General features: G+C 71.6%; 13 protein-coding genes and 1 pseudogene. 9 read left to right on the forward strand and 5 right to left on the reverse strand.

Annotated elements, in window-relative coordinates; all coding sequences use genetic code 11:
- Positions 1 to 41 precede the first annotated feature (41 nt).
- From RCR19_RS08730 to RCR19_RS08740, 3 genes are all read left to right on the forward strand, one after another.
- Positions 42 to 935, forward strand: coding sequence for a 2-hydroxy-3-oxopropionate reductase (locus RCR19_RS08730; RefSeq protein WP_331264617.1), 894 nt, complete (start codon positions 42 to 44; stop codon positions 933 to 935).
- 403 nt (positions 936 to 1,338) lie between these two features.
- Positions 1,339 to 1,575, forward strand: coding sequence for a hypothetical protein (locus RCR19_RS08735; protein WP_059129532.1), 237 nt, complete (start codon positions 1,339 to 1,341; stop codon positions 1,573 to 1,575).
- Between the two features lie 97 nt (positions 1,576 to 1,672).
- Positions 1,673 to 2,311 (forward strand): TIGR04222 domain-containing membrane protein, encoded by a 639-nt coding sequence (locus tag RCR19_RS08740; RefSeq protein WP_331269386.1) that lies wholly within the window; start codon positions 1,673 to 1,675, stop codon positions 2,309 to 2,311.
- Between the two features lie 200 nt (positions 2,312 to 2,511).
- Here the strand turns inward: RCR19_RS08740 and gcl are convergent, their stop codons facing one another.
- Entirely contained in the window at positions 2,512 to 4,296 is a 1,785-nt protein-coding gene (gcl, locus tag RCR19_RS08745; protein WP_331264618.1) for a glyoxylate carboligase, read from the reverse strand.
- 190 nt (positions 4,297 to 4,486) lie between these two features.
- Here gcl and RCR19_RS08750 point away from each other — a divergent pair, with 190 nt between their 5' ends.
- Positions 4,487 to 5,284, forward strand: a complete 798-nt coding sequence (locus RCR19_RS08750; protein WP_331264619.1) for a hypothetical protein — start codon at positions 4,487 to 4,489, stop codon at positions 5,282 to 5,284.
- 90 nt (positions 5,285 to 5,374) lie between these two features.
- On the opposite strand, the gene RCR19_RS08755 is transcribed toward RCR19_RS08750, so the two are convergent.
- Positions 5,375 to 6,982: an AMP-binding protein gene (locus tag RCR19_RS08755; RefSeq protein ID WP_331264620.1), complete on the reverse strand. Its 1,608-nt coding sequence runs from the start codon at positions 6,980 to 6,982 to the stop codon at positions 5,375 to 5,377.
- Positions 6,979 to 8,658: an AMP-binding protein gene (locus RCR19_RS08760; RefSeq protein ID WP_331264621.1), complete on the reverse strand. Its 1,680-nt coding sequence runs from the start codon at positions 8,656 to 8,658 to the stop codon at positions 6,979 to 6,981. The genes RCR19_RS08755 and RCR19_RS08760 overlap by 4 nt, the downstream gene beginning before the upstream one ends.
- 101 nt (positions 8,659 to 8,759) lie before the next feature.
- Here RCR19_RS08760 and RCR19_RS08765 point away from each other — a divergent pair, with 101 nt between their 5' ends.
- From RCR19_RS08765 to RCR19_RS08775, 3 genes and pseudogenes are all read left to right on the forward strand, one after another.
- Positions 8,760 to 9,596 carry a helix-turn-helix transcriptional regulator gene (locus RCR19_RS08765; protein WP_331264622.1) on the forward strand — a complete coding sequence of 279 codons (837 nt, stop codon included), beginning with the start codon at positions 8,760 to 8,762 and terminating at the stop codon, positions 9,594 to 9,596.
- 231 nt (positions 9,597 to 9,827) lie between these two features.
- Positions 9,828 to 12,632, forward strand: a complete 2,805-nt coding sequence (locus RCR19_RS08770; RefSeq protein ID WP_331269387.1) for an AAA family ATPase — start codon at positions 9,828 to 9,830, stop codon at positions 12,630 to 12,632.
- Between the two features lie 253 nt (positions 12,633 to 12,885).
- Positions 12,886 to 13,026: pseudogene (locus RCR19_RS08775) on the forward strand (serine protease); the annotation flags it as partial.
- Positions 13,027 to 13,243: 217 nt separating this feature from the next.
- Here the strand turns inward: RCR19_RS08775 and RCR19_RS08780 are convergent.
- Both RCR19_RS08780 and RCR19_RS08785 read right to left on the reverse strand, forming a co-directional pair.
- Positions 13,244 to 14,377, reverse strand: a complete 1,134-nt coding sequence (locus tag RCR19_RS08780; protein WP_331264623.1) for a winged helix DNA-binding domain-containing protein — start codon at positions 14,375 to 14,377, stop codon at positions 13,244 to 13,246.
- Positions 14,378 to 14,449: 72 nt separating this feature from the next.
- Complete coding sequence (locus tag RCR19_RS08785; RefSeq protein WP_331264624.1) at positions 14,450 to 15,007, reverse strand: hypothetical protein; 558 nt, start codon at positions 15,005 to 15,007, stop codon at positions 14,450 to 14,452.
- 113 nt (positions 15,008 to 15,120) lie between these two features.
- On the opposite strand from RCR19_RS08785, the gene RCR19_RS08790 reads away from it, so the two are divergent.
- On the forward strand, positions 15,121 to 15,615 hold the full coding sequence (locus RCR19_RS08790; RefSeq protein WP_331264625.1) for a hypothetical protein: 495 nt from the start codon (positions 15,121 to 15,123) through the stop codon (positions 15,613 to 15,615).
- A gap of 194 nt (positions 15,616 to 15,809) precedes the next feature.
- Positions 15,810 to 16,970, forward strand: coding sequence for a magnesium and cobalt transport protein CorA (locus RCR19_RS08795; RefSeq protein ID WP_331264626.1), 1,161 nt, complete (start codon positions 15,810 to 15,812; stop codon positions 16,968 to 16,970).
- Positions 16,971 to 17,022: the final 52 nt, after the last annotated feature.

Genomic DNA, 17,022 nt, shown 5'->3' on the forward strand with positions numbered 1-17,022 from the left:
GGCAACCCAACGACGTATCGCAGCAGTCAGAGAGGCACCCCATGACCACCACGCTCCCCAAGATCGCCTGGATAGGCCTCGGCATCATGGGCTCCCCCATGTCGGAGCACCTGATCAAGGCGGGATACGACGTCACCGGCTACACCCTGGAGCAGGAGAAGCTGGAGCGGCTGAGCGCCGCGGGCGGCACCGCGGCCGGTTCCGTCGCCGAGGCCGTCCGGGGCGCCGATGTCGTGATCACGATGGTGCCCGCGTCCCCGCAGGTCGAGGCCGTCGCATACGGCCCGGACGGCATCCTGGAGAACGCCCGGCCCGGCACCCTGCTGATCGACATGTCCTCGATCACCCCGCGGACATCCGTCGATCTCGCGGCGGCCGCCGGGAAGAAGGGCATCCGGGTGCTCGACGCCCCGGTCTCCGGCGGTGAGGCAGGCGCGGTCGAGGCCGTGCTGTCGATCATGGTCGGCGGTGAGGGGACCGACTTCGACGCGGCGCGGCCGATCTTCGAGGCGCTCGGCAGGACCGTCGTCCTGTGCGGTCCGCACGGATCGGGCCAGACGGTGAAGGCCGCCAACCAGCTGATCGTCGCGGTGAACATCCAGGCGTGCGCCGAGGCCGTGGTGTTCCTGGAGAGGTCGGGCGTGGATCTCGGAGCGGCCCTCGACGTCCTGGGCGGCGGACTCGCCGGCTCCACGGTGCTGGCGCGCAAGAAGGACAACTTCCTGAACCGCGACTTCAAGCCGGGCTTCCGCATCGACCTGCACCACAAGGACATGGGCATCGTCACGGACGCGGCCCGCACCGTGGGTGCCGCCATCCCGGTGGGTGCCGTGGTCGCCCAACTGGTCGCCAGTCTGCGGGCGCAGGGCGACGGTGGACTGGACCACTCGGCCCTGCTGCGCGGTGTGGAACGCCTCTCCGGCGAGCAGGTCTGACACCTCAAAGACTCCGGGCCGCGGCGGCGCCGACAACTGTCCTGTCGCGCCCAAGGCGCCGCCACGGCCCGGAAACCACCTTCGACGAGCCCGAGACCGCGTCCGGACCCTGACGGAAGGTCGGGAAGCGGACGCATGACCCGCCGCCGACGGCGACCCGGATGAGGGGTGGTCGCCGGCCCCGGCGGCGGGTTGGGGGAGGGCCGCGGCGGCGTGCGAGCCAGTGCGGTGGTGAAGGCCCGGGGCCTGCTTCTCGACCCGAGAGAGGCCGGCCCCGGACCGTCGCACCCGTCGCGGTCCCCCCTCATGTAAGCACCGGGAGCGCCGGACACGGAACGACGCGTGTCCGGCGCCCTCGGTGTGCCCGGGTGCGGATCGGCCCTGACGGCAGGAGCCTGAAGACATGCAGAACTCAACGGAACATCCGCACATCGTGGTGCACTCCCCGGCCCTGGACGGCTCGCGCCGGGTCACCGAGGGCCCGGTGACCCTCGGGATCGCCAGTCACCTGGACGATGTCGTCGAGATCCTGCGCCTGGCCGACCTGGACCGGATCGAGGTCGAGGAGAGCGACCTCATCGAGTGGCAGGGCGGCGGGCCCGACGACTGGCCGGGCCTGTCCGAGCACGACACCGAATGAGCCCGCCTACGCCCTCGGGCGTACACCGGGTACGCAACCCTCAAATCAACCTCTGAACACCGCCCAGAAGGCTTCAACTCCCCCTTGGCCGGGGCAGATTCGAGGCACGCGGGGCCCGCCGACACGGGGGCGGCGGGCCCCGCCCCGTTCGGAGGATTCCATGGGCGACACCGAGACGAATCGGCCCGAGCCGCACGAGATCGCTTTTCTGCGGGGCGGTCCGCGCGCCGCCGTCACGGTCGCCGTGCTCGACCTGCATCTGCGCGGCGCCGTCGAGGCGGGCCGAGCGGGCACGATGCGGACAGCACGGGCGCTCGGCGCCGCGGGCCGTTCCGTGCCCGCGCTCACCAAGGCCGTGCATTCCGCGCTCTACCGGCCCGCGGGACTACGGCAGTTGATGGACCGACGAGGCGTGCGCGAGGCTCTCAACGAACTGCGCCGGGAACTCGTGGCGGCCGGACTGCTGCGCGGCTTCCTGCCCGGCCCCACGGTGTCCGGGCGGCGCCTGCGCGGGCACCTTCGGGACGGCGCCCCTCTCCCCGCGTCGAGGACGGGACTGTCCGACGACGAAGTGCTGCTCGCCGTCGCGCTGTACGGCGACCGGGCGCTGACCGCGCTCGTACCGCGCTTCGCAGGCGAGGCGGGGCTCGTCGGGCGGAGCGGGACCACGGAGCTCGAGCTGCGGCAGTCCTGGGGCGGGGGCGACGGCTCGGGCCTGTCCTGCGGCACGACATGAGGTCGCTCGGGTCCGGCGGAGTGGCGGTCCGCGCCGCGGGACGAGGTCCCGGGTGCGCGTCGTACGGCGCGTGGAGCGTGGGCCGCCGGACGTCAGTCGTGGGGGTGGGCAGGGACCCGGCAACGGCCGGCCGGACCGCACACGGAGGGCCCGCGCGGGAGAGGTGAGGGCCCCGCCGCACGGAGGGCCCTCACGTTGTGTCAGACCTTCAGTGTCCTGATGGACGTGGGCGCGTGCTCGGGCTCGGTGGCGATCTCCTCGAACTCGACCACCTGGGAGATGTCGTTGGTGGTCGACATCGAGATGTTGGTGACGCGCTCCAGGATCGCCTCGACGACGACCGGGACCCGGTACTCGGCGGCGAGCTTCCTGGCCTGCTCGAAGGCGGCGCCCAGTTCGTTCGGGTCGGTCACCCGGATCGCCTTGCAGCCGAGGCCCTCGGCGACCTTCACATGGTCGACGCCGTAGACGCCGAGCTCGGGCGAGTTGATGTTCTCGAACTCCAGGTTGACCTGGAAGTCGATCTCGAACGCCCGCTGCGCCTGGCGGATCAGGCCCAGATAGGCGTTGTTCACCAGCACATGGATGTACGGGATCCGGTGCTGGGCCCCGACGGCCAGCTCCTCGATCAGGAACTGGAAGTCGTAGTCCCCGGACAGGGCGACCACGGGCGCCTCCGGGTCGGCCTTGGCCACGCCGAGCGCGGCCGGGACGGTCCAGCCGAGCGGTCCGGCCTGGCCGCAGTTGATCCAGTGGCGCGGCTTGAAGACGTGCAGCATCTGGGCGCCGGCGATCTGTGAGAGGCCGATGGTGGAGACGTACCGTGTCTCGGGACCGAAGACCTTGTTCATCTCCTCGTAGACGCGCTGCGGTTTGATCGGGATGTCGTCGAAGTGTGTCCGGCGCTGGAGGCGGGCCCTCTTCTCCTGGGCGGCGGCGGCCCATTCGGAGCGGTCGGGAAGCCGGCCCGCCGTCTTCAGCTCGCGTGCCGCCGCGACGAACAGCTCGAGGGCCGCCTTGGCGTCGGAGGTGATGCCGTAGTCCGGGGCGAAGATCTTGCCGATCTGCGTGGGCTCGATGTCCACGTGCACGAACGTGCGTCCCGCCGTGTAGACGTCGAGCCGGCCGGTGTGGCGGTTGGCCCAGCGGTTGCCGATACCGAGGACGAAGTCGGACTCCAGGAACGTCGCGTTGCCGTGGCGGTGCGAGGTCTGCAGGCCCACCATTCCGGCGTTCAGCTCGTGGTCGTCGGGCAGGACACCCCAGCCCATCAGCGTGGGAACCACCGGAGTGCCCGTCAGTTCCGCGAATTCCACGAGGAGTTCGGCGGCGTCGGCGTTGATGACACCGCCGCCGGCCACGATGAGCGGACGTTCGGAGGAGTTGAGCAGTCCGATCGCCTTGTCGATCTGGGCGCGGGTCGCCGCCGGTTTGTAGACCGGCAGCGGCTCGTAGGTCTCCGGGTCGAACTCGATCTCGGTGAGCTGGACGTCGACCGGCAGATCGACGAGGACCGGGCCCGGACGGCCGGAGCGCATCAGATGGAAGGCCTGCTGGAAGACACCCGGGACCTGTGCCGCCTCCAGGACGGTGACGGCCATCTTCGTGACCGGCCTCGCGATCGACGCGATGTCGACGGCCTGGAAGTCCTCCTTGTGGATGACCGCGGTCGGCGCCTGACCGGTGATGCACAGAATCGGGATCGAGTCGCCGATGGCGGAGTACAACCCGGTGATCATGTCGGTCCCGGCCGGACCGGACGTGCCGATGCAGACGCCGATGTTGCCGGGGCGCGTACGGGTGTAGCCCTCCGCCATGTGGGAGGCGCCCTCGACATGGCGGGCCAGGGTGTGGTGGATCCCACCGGCGGCCCTCAGGGCCGCGTAGAAGGGGTTGATCGCCGCACCCGGGACCCCGAACGCGTCGCTGACGCCTTCGCGCTTGAGGATCTCGACTGCCGCGCGGGCAGCGGTCATACGAGCCATTGAGTACTCCTGCCTCGGCTGTCGGACTCGCGCTCCCGTCGCGCCCCGCGGTGAGCACTTTCGTATTGTGGAATTTGTTTTCTACTATCTGGAATCAATCTAGGTGGGCGGGCCGGAGGCGTCAAGGGCGGCTGACGCCCGGCTTCCCGGTTGACGAAGCGAAGGACAAGCGGGGGATCTCGGGAGCACCATGGGAGAGCTGTCCGGAACCGACGCCTTGGAGTGGGCCATGCCCGAGACCGTGCCGGTGCGCTGCCCGGCCTGTGGGCGCGAGCACCTCTACACCGCGCCGGCCTATCCGTGCCCGTGCGGCACGCCCGTCACCCCGCCGCTGGACCGCCTCGCGGCACCGCGCGTCGTCACCCGACCCACCTGGGACGACGCATGGGTCACGGTCCGTTGCGGTTCCTGCGGCCGGGTGGGCGAGTGGCCGCAGCCGGAGCTGGGCTGCTCGTGCGGAACGATGCTCAGGTTCCCCCTGCGCCGCGAACCACGACCGGCACCCGCCGCACCGGCGGGCCCGGACGCCGTCGGCGCGAGCCCGGGGGCAACGCACGGAGGTGGCACGGCGGCCCCGTTGCGCGGCGGGAACGGTGAGCCGCCCCGGGGCGTCTTCCAGCCCGTCGCCATCCGCACCGCCCGGGACGCCGTCACCGCGGCCGCGCTGTATCTGCGCTGGCTCGGCTACCGCCACGTCCGGCGCGCGGACCAGCGGCAGCCGAAGGGGATCGGGCTCGCGGCGCGCGGGATCCTCGCGCAGGTGGACCCGACGCTGCTCCCGGCCGAACTGCGGGACGTGGAATGCCTCTGGCTGACCGCCATGTCCGTGTCCGCCCGCTGCGTCTACTTCTCACTCGCGGGCTACGACGACGACGCGCGTTCCATGGCCGACCGTCTCGACGTCCCGCTCTTCGTCCTCGACCTCACCGGCACACCGCAGCCGGTGAACAGCCCGGCCGACGAACTGGCCGCCGGCCGGGCCCGGTGACGCCCGTTCCCAGGGTCCGTCGTTCGGATCAGGTCGGCCGGGAGAGACCGCGCCATTCGATCGACGCCGAGATGATCCGGACGACAGGCCCTACTTGTGCGCGTAGGTCTCGCGCAGCTCGATCTTGCGCACCTTCCCCGAGACGGTCATCGGGAAGGAGCCGAGGATCTGCAGTCTGCTCGGGACCTTGTAGTGGGCGAGCCGTCCCTCACAGAAGGCCCGCACCTCCTGAAGCGTCGGCGGATCGGCCGGATCGCGCGGGATGACGCAGGCGAGGACCTCCTCGCCGTACCGCTCGTCGGGAACCCCGACCACCTGGACGTCGGCGATCTTCGGATGCTTGTACAGGAACTCCTCGATCTCGCGCGGGTAGACGTTCTCGCCGCCACGGATGATCATGTCCTTGATTCGGCCGACGATCTCGACGTAGCCGTCCTCGCGCATCATCGCGAGGTCGCCCGTGTGCATCCAGCGGCCGGGGTCGACGGCCTCGGCGGTCTTGTCGGGCTCGTTCCAGTAGCCCAGCATCACGCTGTAGCCACGGGTGCACAGTTCGCCGGCGGTGCCGCGCGGCACGGTGACCCCGGCCGGGTCTACGACCTTGACCTCGATGTGCGGCAGGACCCGGCCGACGGTCCCGGTGCGGTGCTCCAGGTCGTCGTCCATCCGCGTCTGCAGCGACACCGGCGAGGTCTCCGTCATGCCGTAGCAGATGGACACCTGCTCCATGTGCATCTCGGCGACCACCCGCTTCATCACCTCGACCGGGCAGGGCGAGCCCGCCATGATGCCCGTCCGAAGGGAGGAGAGGTCGTACGTGGCGAAGTCGGGCAGGTTCAGCTCCGCGATGAACATGGTCGGCACGCCGTAGAGCGAGGTGCAGCGCTCCTGCTGAACGGCCTGCAGCGTGGCCTCGGGGTCGAAGGACGGGGCCGGGATGACCATGCAGGCGCCGTGCGAGGTCGCCGCGAGGTTGCCCATCACCATGCCGAAGCAGTGGTAGAAGGGCACCGGGATGCAGATCCGGTCCTGCTCGGTGTAGGCGATCAACTCGCCCACGAAGTAGCCGTTGTTGAGGATGTTGTGGTGGGAGAGGGTGGCTCCCTTCGGGAAGCCGGTCGTCCCCGAGGTGTACTGGATGTTGATGGGGTCGTCGCAGGACAGCTCGCTCCTGCGGACGCGGTACCCCTCGCGCAGGTCGGGCGTCGCGCGCCCGAGCAGCGCGTCCCAGCTCGGATCGGCTATGTGGACGACCTCGCGCAACTGCGGGCAGCTGCCCCGCACCTGCTCGACCATCGCCCGGTAGTCGCTCGTCCTGTGGCTGACGGAGGCGAAGAGCACCGAGATCCCGGACTGGTTGAGGACGTACTCGACCTCGTGGGTGCGATAGGCCGGATTGATGTTGACCATGATCGCGCCGATGCGTGCGGTGGCGTACTGGACCAGCACCCACTCGGCGCAGTTGACGGCCCAGATACCCACCCGGTCGCCCTTGGCGACCCCGCTCCCCAGCAGCGCGCAGGCCAGCCGGTCCACATCCTCCGCGAACCGCGCATAGGTCCAGCGCCGCCCGGACGCGACGTCGACGAGTGCCTCACGCTCCGGCCAGGCGGCCACGGCCCGGTCCAGGTCGTCCCCGATCGTGTCCCCCAGCAGGGACGTCCCGCTCGTTCCGTGCGTGTACGACGGTTCGGTCACCGGAAGTCCTCCTCGCGGTACTCGTGTTCGGAGCCGGCGGCCGTTGCCTCGCGCAGCTCGATCCGGCGGATCTTGCCGGACACGGTCTTGGGCAGCTCGCCGAACTCCAGCCGGCGGATGCGCTTGTAGGGGGCCAGCACCAGGCGGGAGTGCTCGAAGAGGACCTTCGCGGTGTCCGGTCCGGGCTCCCAGCCGGCGGCGAGCACGACGTACGCCTTCGGCACCGCGAGGCGCACCTCGTCCGGCGCGGGCACCACGGCCGCCTCGGCCACCGCCTCGTGTTCGAGGAGCGCGCTCTCCAGCTCGAAGGGGGAGATCTTGTAGTCGGACGCCTTGAACACGTCGTCGGAGCGCCCGACATAGGTGATGTATCCGTCCTCGTCGCGTGCACCGATGTCCCCGGTGCGGTAGTAGCCGCCGGACATCGCCTCCGCGGTGCGTTCGGCGTCCGCGTGGTAGCCGGTCATCAGACCGACCGGCCGCTCGGACAGGTCCAGGGCGATCTCGCCCTCCGACACGCCGGGCGCCCCGGTCACGGGGTCGAGCAGTTCGACGCGGAATCCCGGGCTGGGACGGCCCATGGACCCCGTCTTCAGCGGCTGACCAGGACTGTTGGAGACCTGTACGGCCGTCTCCGTCTGCCCGAAACCGTCCCGCACGGTCACGCCCCAGGAGTGCCGCACCCGCTCGATCACCTCGGGGTTGAGCGGTTCGCCCGCGGCGACCGCCTCGCGCGGGGCGGTGCGCAGTTGGCCGAGGTCGGCCTGGATGAGCATGCGCCACACGGTCGGCGGGGCGCAGAAGGTGGTCACGCCCGCGCGGTCCATCTCGGCCATCAGCCGGGTCGCGTCGAAGCGTGTGTAGTTGTAGAGGAAGACGGTCGCCTCCGCGTTCCACGGGGCGAAGAGGTTCGACCAGGCGTGCTTGGCCCAGCCGGGCGAGGAGATGTTGAGATGCACGTCCCCGGGCTTCAGGCCGATCCAGTACATGGTCGCCAGGTGGCCGATCGGATACGAGACATGGGTGTGCTCGACCAGCTTGGGCCGGGCGGTGGTGCCAGAGGTGAAGTACAGCATCAGGGGGTCGTCGGCGTGCGTCGGGCCGTCCGGCCGGAAGTCGGCGTCCGAGGCGTACGCGTCCTCGTACGCCCGCCAGCCCTCGGGCGCGCCGCCGACCGCGATCCTGCCGTAGTCGCCGGGCACCTCGTCGAACTTGGCGGTGTCCCCGGCGCGGACGACGACATGCCGCACCCGGCCGCGCTCGACGCGGTCGCGCAGGTCGGCGGGGCCGAGCAGCGGAGTGGCCGGGATGACCACCGCGCGCAGTTTCATCGCGGCCAGCGCCGTCTCCCAGAGCTCGCCCTGGTTGCCCAGCATGACGAGGACACGGTCCTCGGCGCGCACACCCCACTCCCGGAGCCGGTTGGCCACGCGGTTCGAGCGCTCGGCCATCTCCGCGAAGGACAGCCGGGTGACGGTGCCGTCCTCCTCCACGATGTGCAGCGCCGTGCGGTCGTTTCCGTACGCGATGACGTCGAACCAGTCGAGCGCCCAGTTGAAGTACGCCGGGCGCGGCCACCGGAAGCCCGAGTACGCCGCCTCGTAGTCCTCGCGATGTTCCAGCAGGAAGTCCCGCGCGGCCCGGAAGGCCTCCGTCGCGTCCGTGTTCGCCGTCATGTGTCCTCCTCATTGCCGGACAGCCACCTAACATCGTGTAATCCGTGATGCAGGTCTCACCACCCCCGAACGGGGGTACGCCACGATGAAAGGGCGAGCACGTGGCAGCAGACGCAGCCGAGGCGGTGGAGGTGCGCGGCGCACTGGTGCGGCTGCGGCGCGCCACGGGGCTGCCGGTCGCCTTCGGGGGACTCGTGGAGTCCGGACGGCCGCAGATCCGCATCAGCGAACTCAGCGGCAATACGACGACGGCGCTCAGCTCGCTGGCCGTCGTCTCCGGCAACGGTCTGGGCGGAAAGGTGGCGGCGCTGGCCCGGCCGTGCGCGGTGACCGATTATTCGGCCTCCCGGCGGATCAGCCACGAGTACGACGCGGCGGTGGCCACGGAGGGTCTGAAGTCCGTGCTGGCGGTGCCGGTCGTGGTGCGGCGCCGGGTGCGCGGGGTGCTGTACGGCGCCCTGCGGTCCGCCCAGCCCCTGGGCGACCGCGCGCTGAGCGCGGCGGTGGACGCGGCGCGGGACGTGGAGCAGGCGCTGGTCGCACGGGACGAGGCGCGTGCCCTGCTGACGGCGGTCCGGGAGCCGGCGGGGCCGTCGGACGCGGCCTGGGAGCAGGTCCGCGAGGCACATGGCACGCTGCGCGCACTGGCCCAGCGGATCGAGGACCCGGCGGTGCGGGCCGAGGTCCTCGAGGTCTGCGGGCGTCTCGCGGGTGCGGTGTCCCCGGAGTCCTCCGCCGCATCCGTGGGTATCTCCCCTCGAGAGGTGGACGTGCTGTCCTGCGTGGCGGTGGGCTCCACCAACGCGGTGGCGGCGGAGCGGCTGGGGCTGCGTCCGGAGACCGTCAAGGGCTATCTACGGTCGGCCATGCGGAAGTTGGGAGCGCACACGCGATGGGAAGCGGTGGTGGCGGCGCGGCGGGCGGGGATACTGCCCTAGGCCCCTTGCCGGTCGCCGCACCCCGGCCCGGCGGACGCCGGGCGGATTACCACCCACCCGTCCCCTTGTGCGGACCTCCGGATCGCCGGCACTCCATTCATTCGGCAGTCCCCATGAATTCCCCTGCGCCACACAGCTGTTGTTTCCCTCACCACGGCTGTCCGTCCAGAATTCAATGGCAGGTTGCCTAATATTGGCCAGGACACGACACACCTGAGGGGAGCGGTGACCGTGCGACGGGAGTTCAAGGAGCCTGGCAGACCCCGCCCCGACCTGGTCATCGGCCGGGAGGAGCTGTTCGCCGGCGCACGGGGGCAACTCGCCGCCGGAGGAAGTGTGCTGGTGCACGGACCGGCGGGAATTGGAAAGTCGACGGTTCTGCGCTCGCTGGCCGCTGAATACGGCGAAGAGGTACGGACCGTCCTGCGCTGCTCGGCGACCGAGTCCGAATCGCATCTGCCCTTCCTGGCCCTCGCCGATCTGTTCGGCCTCGTGGTGGACGAGGTCGCCCACCGGTTGCCCGCCCCGCAGCGCACCGCGCTGGAGTCGGCGCTCACCGGCCGCGGCGAATCCACCCTGCAACGGGACGGACTCGCACTGCGGCTCGCGGTGCTGTCCACCCTGCGTGCCCTCGCCGCCCGCGGCCCCGTGCTGATCGTCGCCGACGACCTCCAGTGGCTCGACCCGGCCAGCGCTGAACTGCTCGGCTTCGCCGCCCGGCGGCTCGGCGGCACACCCGTCCAGATGCTGTGCGCGGTGCGCACCCACACCGAACCGCAGGGCCAGGAGCAAGACCGCTATCTGAGCGCGTCCCCGCCGGACACGCTCGCCGTCAGGATCAACCCGCTCTCCCGCGCCCATGTCGCCGAACTCCTCGACCACCGCGGCTACACCGGCCTGCCCCGCTCGACCGTGCGGGACATCCACCGCACCAGCGGCGGCAATCCGCTGTTCGCGCTGGAACTCGGCCGTGCCCTCTTCGAGAGCACGACGCCGCCGAGCCCCGGTGAACCGCTGCCCGTGCCGACCTCGTTGCGGGCCCTGGTGCTCAACCGGCTGGAGGCGCTGTCCGCGGAGGCGCGCCGCACCCTGCTGGTGGCGAGCGCGGGCGCCCGGCCCACCCTGGCCCTGCTGCACGCGGCGGGCCGGACGAACGCGGAGGCGGACACCGCGCAGGCCGCGGCCCTCGGGCTGCTCGTGACCGAACAGGACGCGCCCGGTGTGCGGTTCGCGCACCCGCTGATATCCGCCGCTCTGTACGCGCAGGCCGACGCCCAGGAGCGGCGGGCGGCGCACGCCGCGCTGTCCACGGCTGCCTCCGATCCGATCGAACGGGCCCGTCATCTCGCGCTCGCGAGCACGGGTACGGACCCCCGAGTGGCCGCAGGTCTCGCTGAGGCCGCGGCCGCCGCCCGCGACCGCGGCGCGCCGTCGGTGGCGGCGGAGCTCGGGCTGCTCGCGGCCCGGCACACCCCGGACGGCGCCGTACCGGGCCCGGACGAGCGCCGGTTGCAGGCGGCCGCGGACGCGCTGACCGCCGGGGAGACCGACTTCGCCCGCGACATCGCCCACGACGTGCTCGCCCAGGCGACGGAGCCGGCGGACCGGGTGCGGGCCTGGATGGTCGTCATCGACGCCGCCGGGCACGCCATGGCCGAGGTGGACGCGGCCTTCCCGCAGGCGCTGGCCGACGCCGGGGACGACCCGCGGCTGCTGACCCTCGTGCACTACCAGCTCGCCTGGCGCGCGCTCCTCGTGGAGGGCGACTTCGAGCGGGCGCGGGAGGAGGGCGCGCGCGCCGCGGACCTGGCGGCCCGAGCGGGCGACCGGCGCAACGAACTGCTGGCACTGGCCTTCCAGGCCCAGGCCGAGACGCTGATGGGACATCCGGACGCGCCCCTCACCATCAAACGGGCGCTGAAGGAGCCGCAGGATCCGCGAGTGGCCGCCGACCACAACGGGGCCGGCTCGGTACGGTTCCGCTGGCTGATCATGAGCGACCAGCTGGCCGAGGCCCGCAAGACGGTCAGCGCACTGCTGCGCGAGGCGCGCCGTCGCGGGATGGTCGAGGCCGAGGTGCACTTCCTGCGCGGTCTCGCCGAGACCGAACTGCGGGCGGGCCACTGCGGACGGGCACTGGACCTCGCCCGCGAGAGCCTTCGGCTGGCCCGGGACACCGGGATCGGGGAGGCCGCGAGCGCAATGCTCACCTCGCTCGCCGAGGCCGCCGGGGGTGAGGTGGACCGGGCCCTGGCGCTGGCCCGTGAGGCGGTGGCACGCGCCGAGAAGAACGGTGACGTGATCTACCTTTCGCGGGCGCTGGCGGCCCTGGGGCACGCCCGGCTGGTGGCCGGGGACGCGCCGGGTGCGGTCCACTCCCTGCGCAGGGCCCGGGAGTTGGAGGAGGGCCTCGGAGTCACCGATCCGGCCCGGGGGCGCTGGCACGGCGACCTCGCGGAAGCGCTGGTGCGCATCGGGGAGCCGGCCGAGGCACAGGGCGTCGTCGACGCCACCCGCGCCCGGGCGCTGAACCTGGGACGGCAGAGCGTGCTCGCGGTACTGGACCGGGCGGAGGCGCTGACGCGCGCGGCCCGTGGCGAGACGGACGCCGCGGCCCGGCAACTGGTCCAGTGCCGGGCGCGACTGGCCAGGCTCGGTTACGGCCTGGAGGAGGCGCGGGCGGTGTACGCGCTGGCCGCTCTGCCCGGGCGGCAGTCGGCACCGGCCGCCTACGACGAGGCGGCACGGCTCTTCCGCCGCTGCCGCGCCATGCCGTGGCTGCGCCAGGTGGAGACGGCGGCGGAGGCGGTCCCTGCCCGGGCGTCCCGGGCCGCGGTATCCCTGGACGCCCTCGCCGCGACGGAGCGCCAGGTGGCCGCGCTGGTCATGGAGGGAGCGACCAACCGGGAGATAGCCGCGCGTCTGTTCATCAGCGTCAAGACGGTGGAGGCGACGCTCACGCGGGTCTACCGCAAGCTGGGGATTCGGTCCCGGGTGGACATCGTGCGGCTGGCGGCGGGACGGCCACCGGGATGAACACCCGCCTCCGGCAGCCCCGTTGCTCGCTTCGCAGACGCGGACCGAGGGTTTTCCCTCCCCGACTCCCTTAGGGCGTTCCCTCATTGGGCCCGGCTTCGGCGCCTTCTAGCGTATGGGACGTGCCGTTCGCCCGGGCAACACGGCCGAGCGACCCCCCACCGGCAACCCCGTGAGGAGACTCGTGTTCGGGATCGACCGCGCCAGACGAACCGCCGCCGCCCCGGTGGCCGCCGCGGCCGTGCGCAGCGCCTCCGACTCCCGCTGCCGCGCCCCCCACGGCTCCGACTTCCCCGAGTACGACACGGTGCCCGCCGGCTCCTTCTCCGGCGGCATGGACACCTGCCAGGGCGACAGCGACGGTCTCCCGCTCACCGGGGGCGTCCTGGCAGGCAGCATTTCCCGGGCGGCGGCCCCGCCGAGGCGGGTGACCCGGGGAACGGAAGCCCGGGTCACCCTCTCGCGCCCTGCGACCCGGCAGATCGGGCCGTAGCCGCCCCGAAGACTCCTGAGTACCCCTCAGGTCGATACCAGGGGGCGTTGCGGGCCTCCACGAGCGGCCCGCAACGCCCCCTCTCCAACCGGCATGCGCATCGCACGAACGGGCGGTCTCACCGCCCGACGACGGCCCCGAACCGGATGTCGTACGGCTCTCCCGGATGCAGCACGGCGAGCATCCGCTCCCCTTCCCGCGTCACGTCCTCCCGCTGGGCACGGGTGAGCCCGCCGAAGGGCTCGATGACGAGCGTCTCCTCCTCCAGCTTCCACACCCCCGCCAGGAAACCGTCGACGAGGAACGTGCGGTGCGCCTGGTTGCCGGTCCAGCTGCGGCCCTTGAGGTCCGGCGGCACGACACGGGTGCGGTCGGCGTGGGAGAGCAGCAGGTTGTCGAACTCGGGCAGGAAACGGGGCGGTGCGGGGGTGTCCGGATCGGGCCGCGGCGCGTCGGGAAGGTCGAAGAGCTCCACGCCGTTCGCGTCCTGGAAGGTGACGAGCCGCGTGCGGAGCCGTTCGAAGACGTCGCGCAGACCGGTGAGTCCGGCCCAGGTCCGCATGTCCTTCACCGAGGCGGGCCCGAACGCGGCGAGATAGCGCAGGACGACGGCGTCCGGGGCGGGGGCCGGCTCGGCGGGGCGCCCGAGCCAGTGCTCGGCGGTGGTGAGCGTGACCCGGCCGCTGCGGCCCCACAGTCCGCGCGGGGTGACCTGGACCAGCGGCAGCCGGCACCGGGCCGCGAGCGCGAGGGCCTGGGGGTCTGCATGCGGCCATTCGACGGCCAGGGTCTCGCGCAACTGCTTCATGGTGCGCGGTTCGGTCTCCACCAGGTCCCGGGCGAGGAGGGCGAGCCGGTCCAGGTCGACTCCGGCGAGGCCGTCGCGGAAGAGGCCGATTTCGCGGTCCCGGGCCGGCTGTACCAGGCGCCGCAGGCCGAGGCAGTCGTCGGCGGTGTGGGCGTGGATGGTGGAGCGCATGGTGACGATGCGGACGATCTCGCGGTCGCCGACGAGCCGCGAGAGGTGCTCGGGGGCGAAGCCCTCCAGACGGGCGGCGAGCGCGTAGTACGGGGGTTTGACGTTCTGCGCCTGGAGCCCGAGGAGATGGCCGACGGCGGCCTGCGCGGACAGCGGTGAGCGGCGCAGCAGGAGTTGACGGTCGAGAGTGGCGCGGTTGAGGGCGCGCGGACCGAGAACGGGCAGCGAGGCCGTGCGGGCCGTCTTGCGTGTCGCGGAACTCGTCTTCGTCATGCTCCGCACGCTATCGACGCTTGCGGACAGCCGCTGTCCGCTACTTCCACCGGATACTCGCGCCCGGCACGCTCACACCTCCCGGCCGCCCGAACGGGACCCGCCCCAGCCGGTGGTCGCGACGACGTCCAGGGCGATGTCCACCACGGACCGGCCGTCCGTCACCACGCGGGGCACCTCGGCCGGCACCCGCTCGTCCAGGAGACGTGCCTTGCGGGCGCTGCCCTGCAGTTCCTTCGCCAGCTCCGAACCGAGCTCCCGGCCCTCCAGCCGCGCACGGGCCGTGGTGTCGGAGGCGGTGAGCAGTACCCGTACGATCCTCACCCCGGTCCCCATGGAGCGCTCGAACATCCCCGTCGCCTCGGGCAATACGCACGAGGTGTTCGTATAGATCAGGCGGCGGTAACCGCGTTGCGCGAAGTTCGCCCACACGGCCCTCAGATTGCTTTCGGTGACCTCGGAGCGGTCCGGGTCCCCCTCCGGCGCCGGGTGCACCTGCCCCATGAAGTCACCGTCGATGACCGCATGGGCAACGGCCGCGGCGCGCAGCAGCGCCGAAACCTCCCACCCCACCGTCGTCTTGCCGACCCCGGCCCGCCCGCCGATGAGCAGCACCTCGGAACGATCCATGGACGGCAGCGTGCCAGTGGGCGGCCGCCCGCGTCACCCGACGAACCTCGGTCGGCCTTCGGACGTGCCCTGGGTTGGCCCGTGTGAGCGTTCAGCGGCGGAGTTATCGGTATGTGGGACCGGTCGACCTGAGCACCGGGCTCCTACCCGGCGGCAGCGGCCGACGGATCGGCTCGGCCGACGACTTCGACGGGTGGGTCGCGGAGCGATCGGCGGCCGATCTGGCAGAGCCGTTCACCTTCGTGGTGGGCACCGACGGCGTGCTGCGGCTGGCACCACGACGGAGCGAGCATGTGGCGTGTGCCGGCGGCGAGCCCGTGCTGAGCGCCGGCGAGATCGCCTTCAGCCGTGAGGCGGGGGGCCGTTGGGTGACCGACCACGTCAGCAATCATTCGACCGGGTACTGCCCGGACACCAGTTCCTGGCCGGCGGTCGCCCGAGCCCTGGATCAGGTGGGCCTCGAGCACCTGTCCGGCTTCACCCACGAGGTGGTGTTCCGGCGCTGTCCCGGCTGCCGGGAGCACAATGTCGTACGTGAGGACCATTTCGTCTGCGTCTTCTGCGGTGGTGACCTGCCGGAGGTGTGGAACGTGGACCCCTCCGCATGACACGGGCGCACCGGGTCCACGTGTACTCCGGCATTCTCGGGACAGACGTGGACCGATGACCGTGACGTGACCCCAACGCTCGCCGAGCGTCCGACACGGCCTCCGGCCCGGTTCTCTGCGGAGATGGGCCCTATCGCCCGTATATCCTGCTCCGTGATCACACAGACGTACGTTCGACACGGGAGGCTGCCGCGATGTCCGAGCGTCGTGCCCGTCCGGCCCCGAGGAACGGCAGGAAGTCCGTCTGGCGCCGCGCCCTGACCCAGGCGGCGGCCCCGCCCGCGGGTTCCGCGGCGCCCGCCCCCGCGCCGGCGCCCGAGGAACCGGCGGACACGGGCAGCATCGTGCAGGCGGCCCTGTACCGGGACGGCGTCCGCATCTCCTCACCCGCCACCCTCGCCGACACCTTCCGTGAACTGCTGGACGAGCGGGACGGCATGGCGTGGATCGGTCTGGCCCGCCCCACCGAGGCGGAACTGCTGTCCCTGGCCGACGAGTTCGACCTGCACCCGCTCGCGGTGGAGGACGCGATGGAGGCGCACCAACGGCCGAAGCTGGAGCGGTACGGCGAAACGCTCTTCGTCGTGCTGCGCGCGGCCCGTTATCTGGACGCCCCGGAGGAGGTCGACTTCGGCGAGCTCCATGTGTTCGTCGGCCCGGACTTCGTCGTCACGGTCCGGCACGGCGCGGCGCCGGACCTGTCGGCGGTCCGCAAGCGTATGGAGGAGTCACCGGAACTCCTCGGGCTGGGCCCGGAGGCGGTGCTCTACGCGATCCTCGACGCGGTGGTCGATGGATACGCCCCCGTGGTGGAGGGCGTGCAGATCGACATCGACGAGATCGAGACCGAGGTCTTCCGCGGTGACCCGGAGGTCTCCCGCCGCATCTACGAACTCTCCCGGGAGATGGTGGAGTTCCAGCGCGCCACGCGCCCTCTGGTGGGCATGCTGCACGCCCTGATGGCCGGCTTCGCGAAGTACGGCACGGACGAGGAACTCCAGCGCTATCTGCGGGACGTGGCCGACCACGTCACCCACACCAGTGAGCGCGTCGACGGATTCCGCCAGGCGCTGGCGGACATCCTGACGGTGAACGCCACGCTCGTCACCCAGCAGCAGAACGCGGAGATGCGGGCACTGGCCGAGGCGGGCTTCGAGCAGAACGAGGAGATCAAGAAGATCTCCAGCTGGGCCGCGATTCTCTTCGCTCCCACACTCGTCGGCACGATCTACGGCATGAACTTCTCCCACATGCCCGAACTGCACTGGGGGTTCGGGTACCCCTTCGCGATCGGCTTGATGGGCGTTGTGTGCGCCAGTCTGTACGTGATCTTCAAGCGACGGGACTGGCTCTAGGGTCGAGCGCGCACCCCACTCGAAGCCCCGCTGCCGGCTATCGGTGACGGTG

Source organism: Streptomyces sp. WAC07094 (genome assembly GCF_036320405.1).
GTDB lineage: Bacteria > Actinomycetota > Actinomycetes > Streptomycetales > Streptomycetaceae > Streptomyces > Streptomyces lannensis.

Coding starts and splice junctions, on each gene's coding strand:
- RCR19_RS08730 (WP_331264617.1), top strand. CDS start 42: ATGACCACCACGCTCCCCAAGATCGCCTGGATAGGCCTCGGCATCATG.
- RCR19_RS08735 (WP_059129532.1), top strand. CDS start 1,339: ATGCAGAACTCAACGGAACATCCGCACATCGTGGTGCACTCCCCGGCC.
- gcl (WP_331264618.1), bottom strand. CDS start 4,296: ATGGCTCGTATGACCGCTGCCCGCGCGGCAGTCGAGATCCTCAAGCGC.
- RCR19_RS08750 (WP_331264619.1), top strand. CDS start 4,487: ATGGGAGAGCTGTCCGGAACCGACGCCTTGGAGTGGGCCATGCCCGAG.
- RCR19_RS08760 (WP_331264621.1), bottom strand. CDS start 8,658: ATGACGGCGAACACGGACGCGACGGAGGCCTTCCGGGCCGCGCGGGAC.
- RCR19_RS08780 (WP_331264623.1), bottom strand. CDS start 14,377: ATGACGAAGACGAGTTCCGCGACACGCAAGACGGCCCGCACGGCCTCG.
- RCR19_RS08785 (WP_331264624.1), bottom strand. CDS start 15,007: ATGGATCGTTCCGAGGTGCTGCTCATCGGCGGGCGGGCCGGGGTCGGC.
- RCR19_RS08795 (WP_331264626.1), top strand. CDS start 15,810: ATGTCCGAGCGTCGTGCCCGTCCGGCCCCGAGGAACGGCAGGAAGTCC.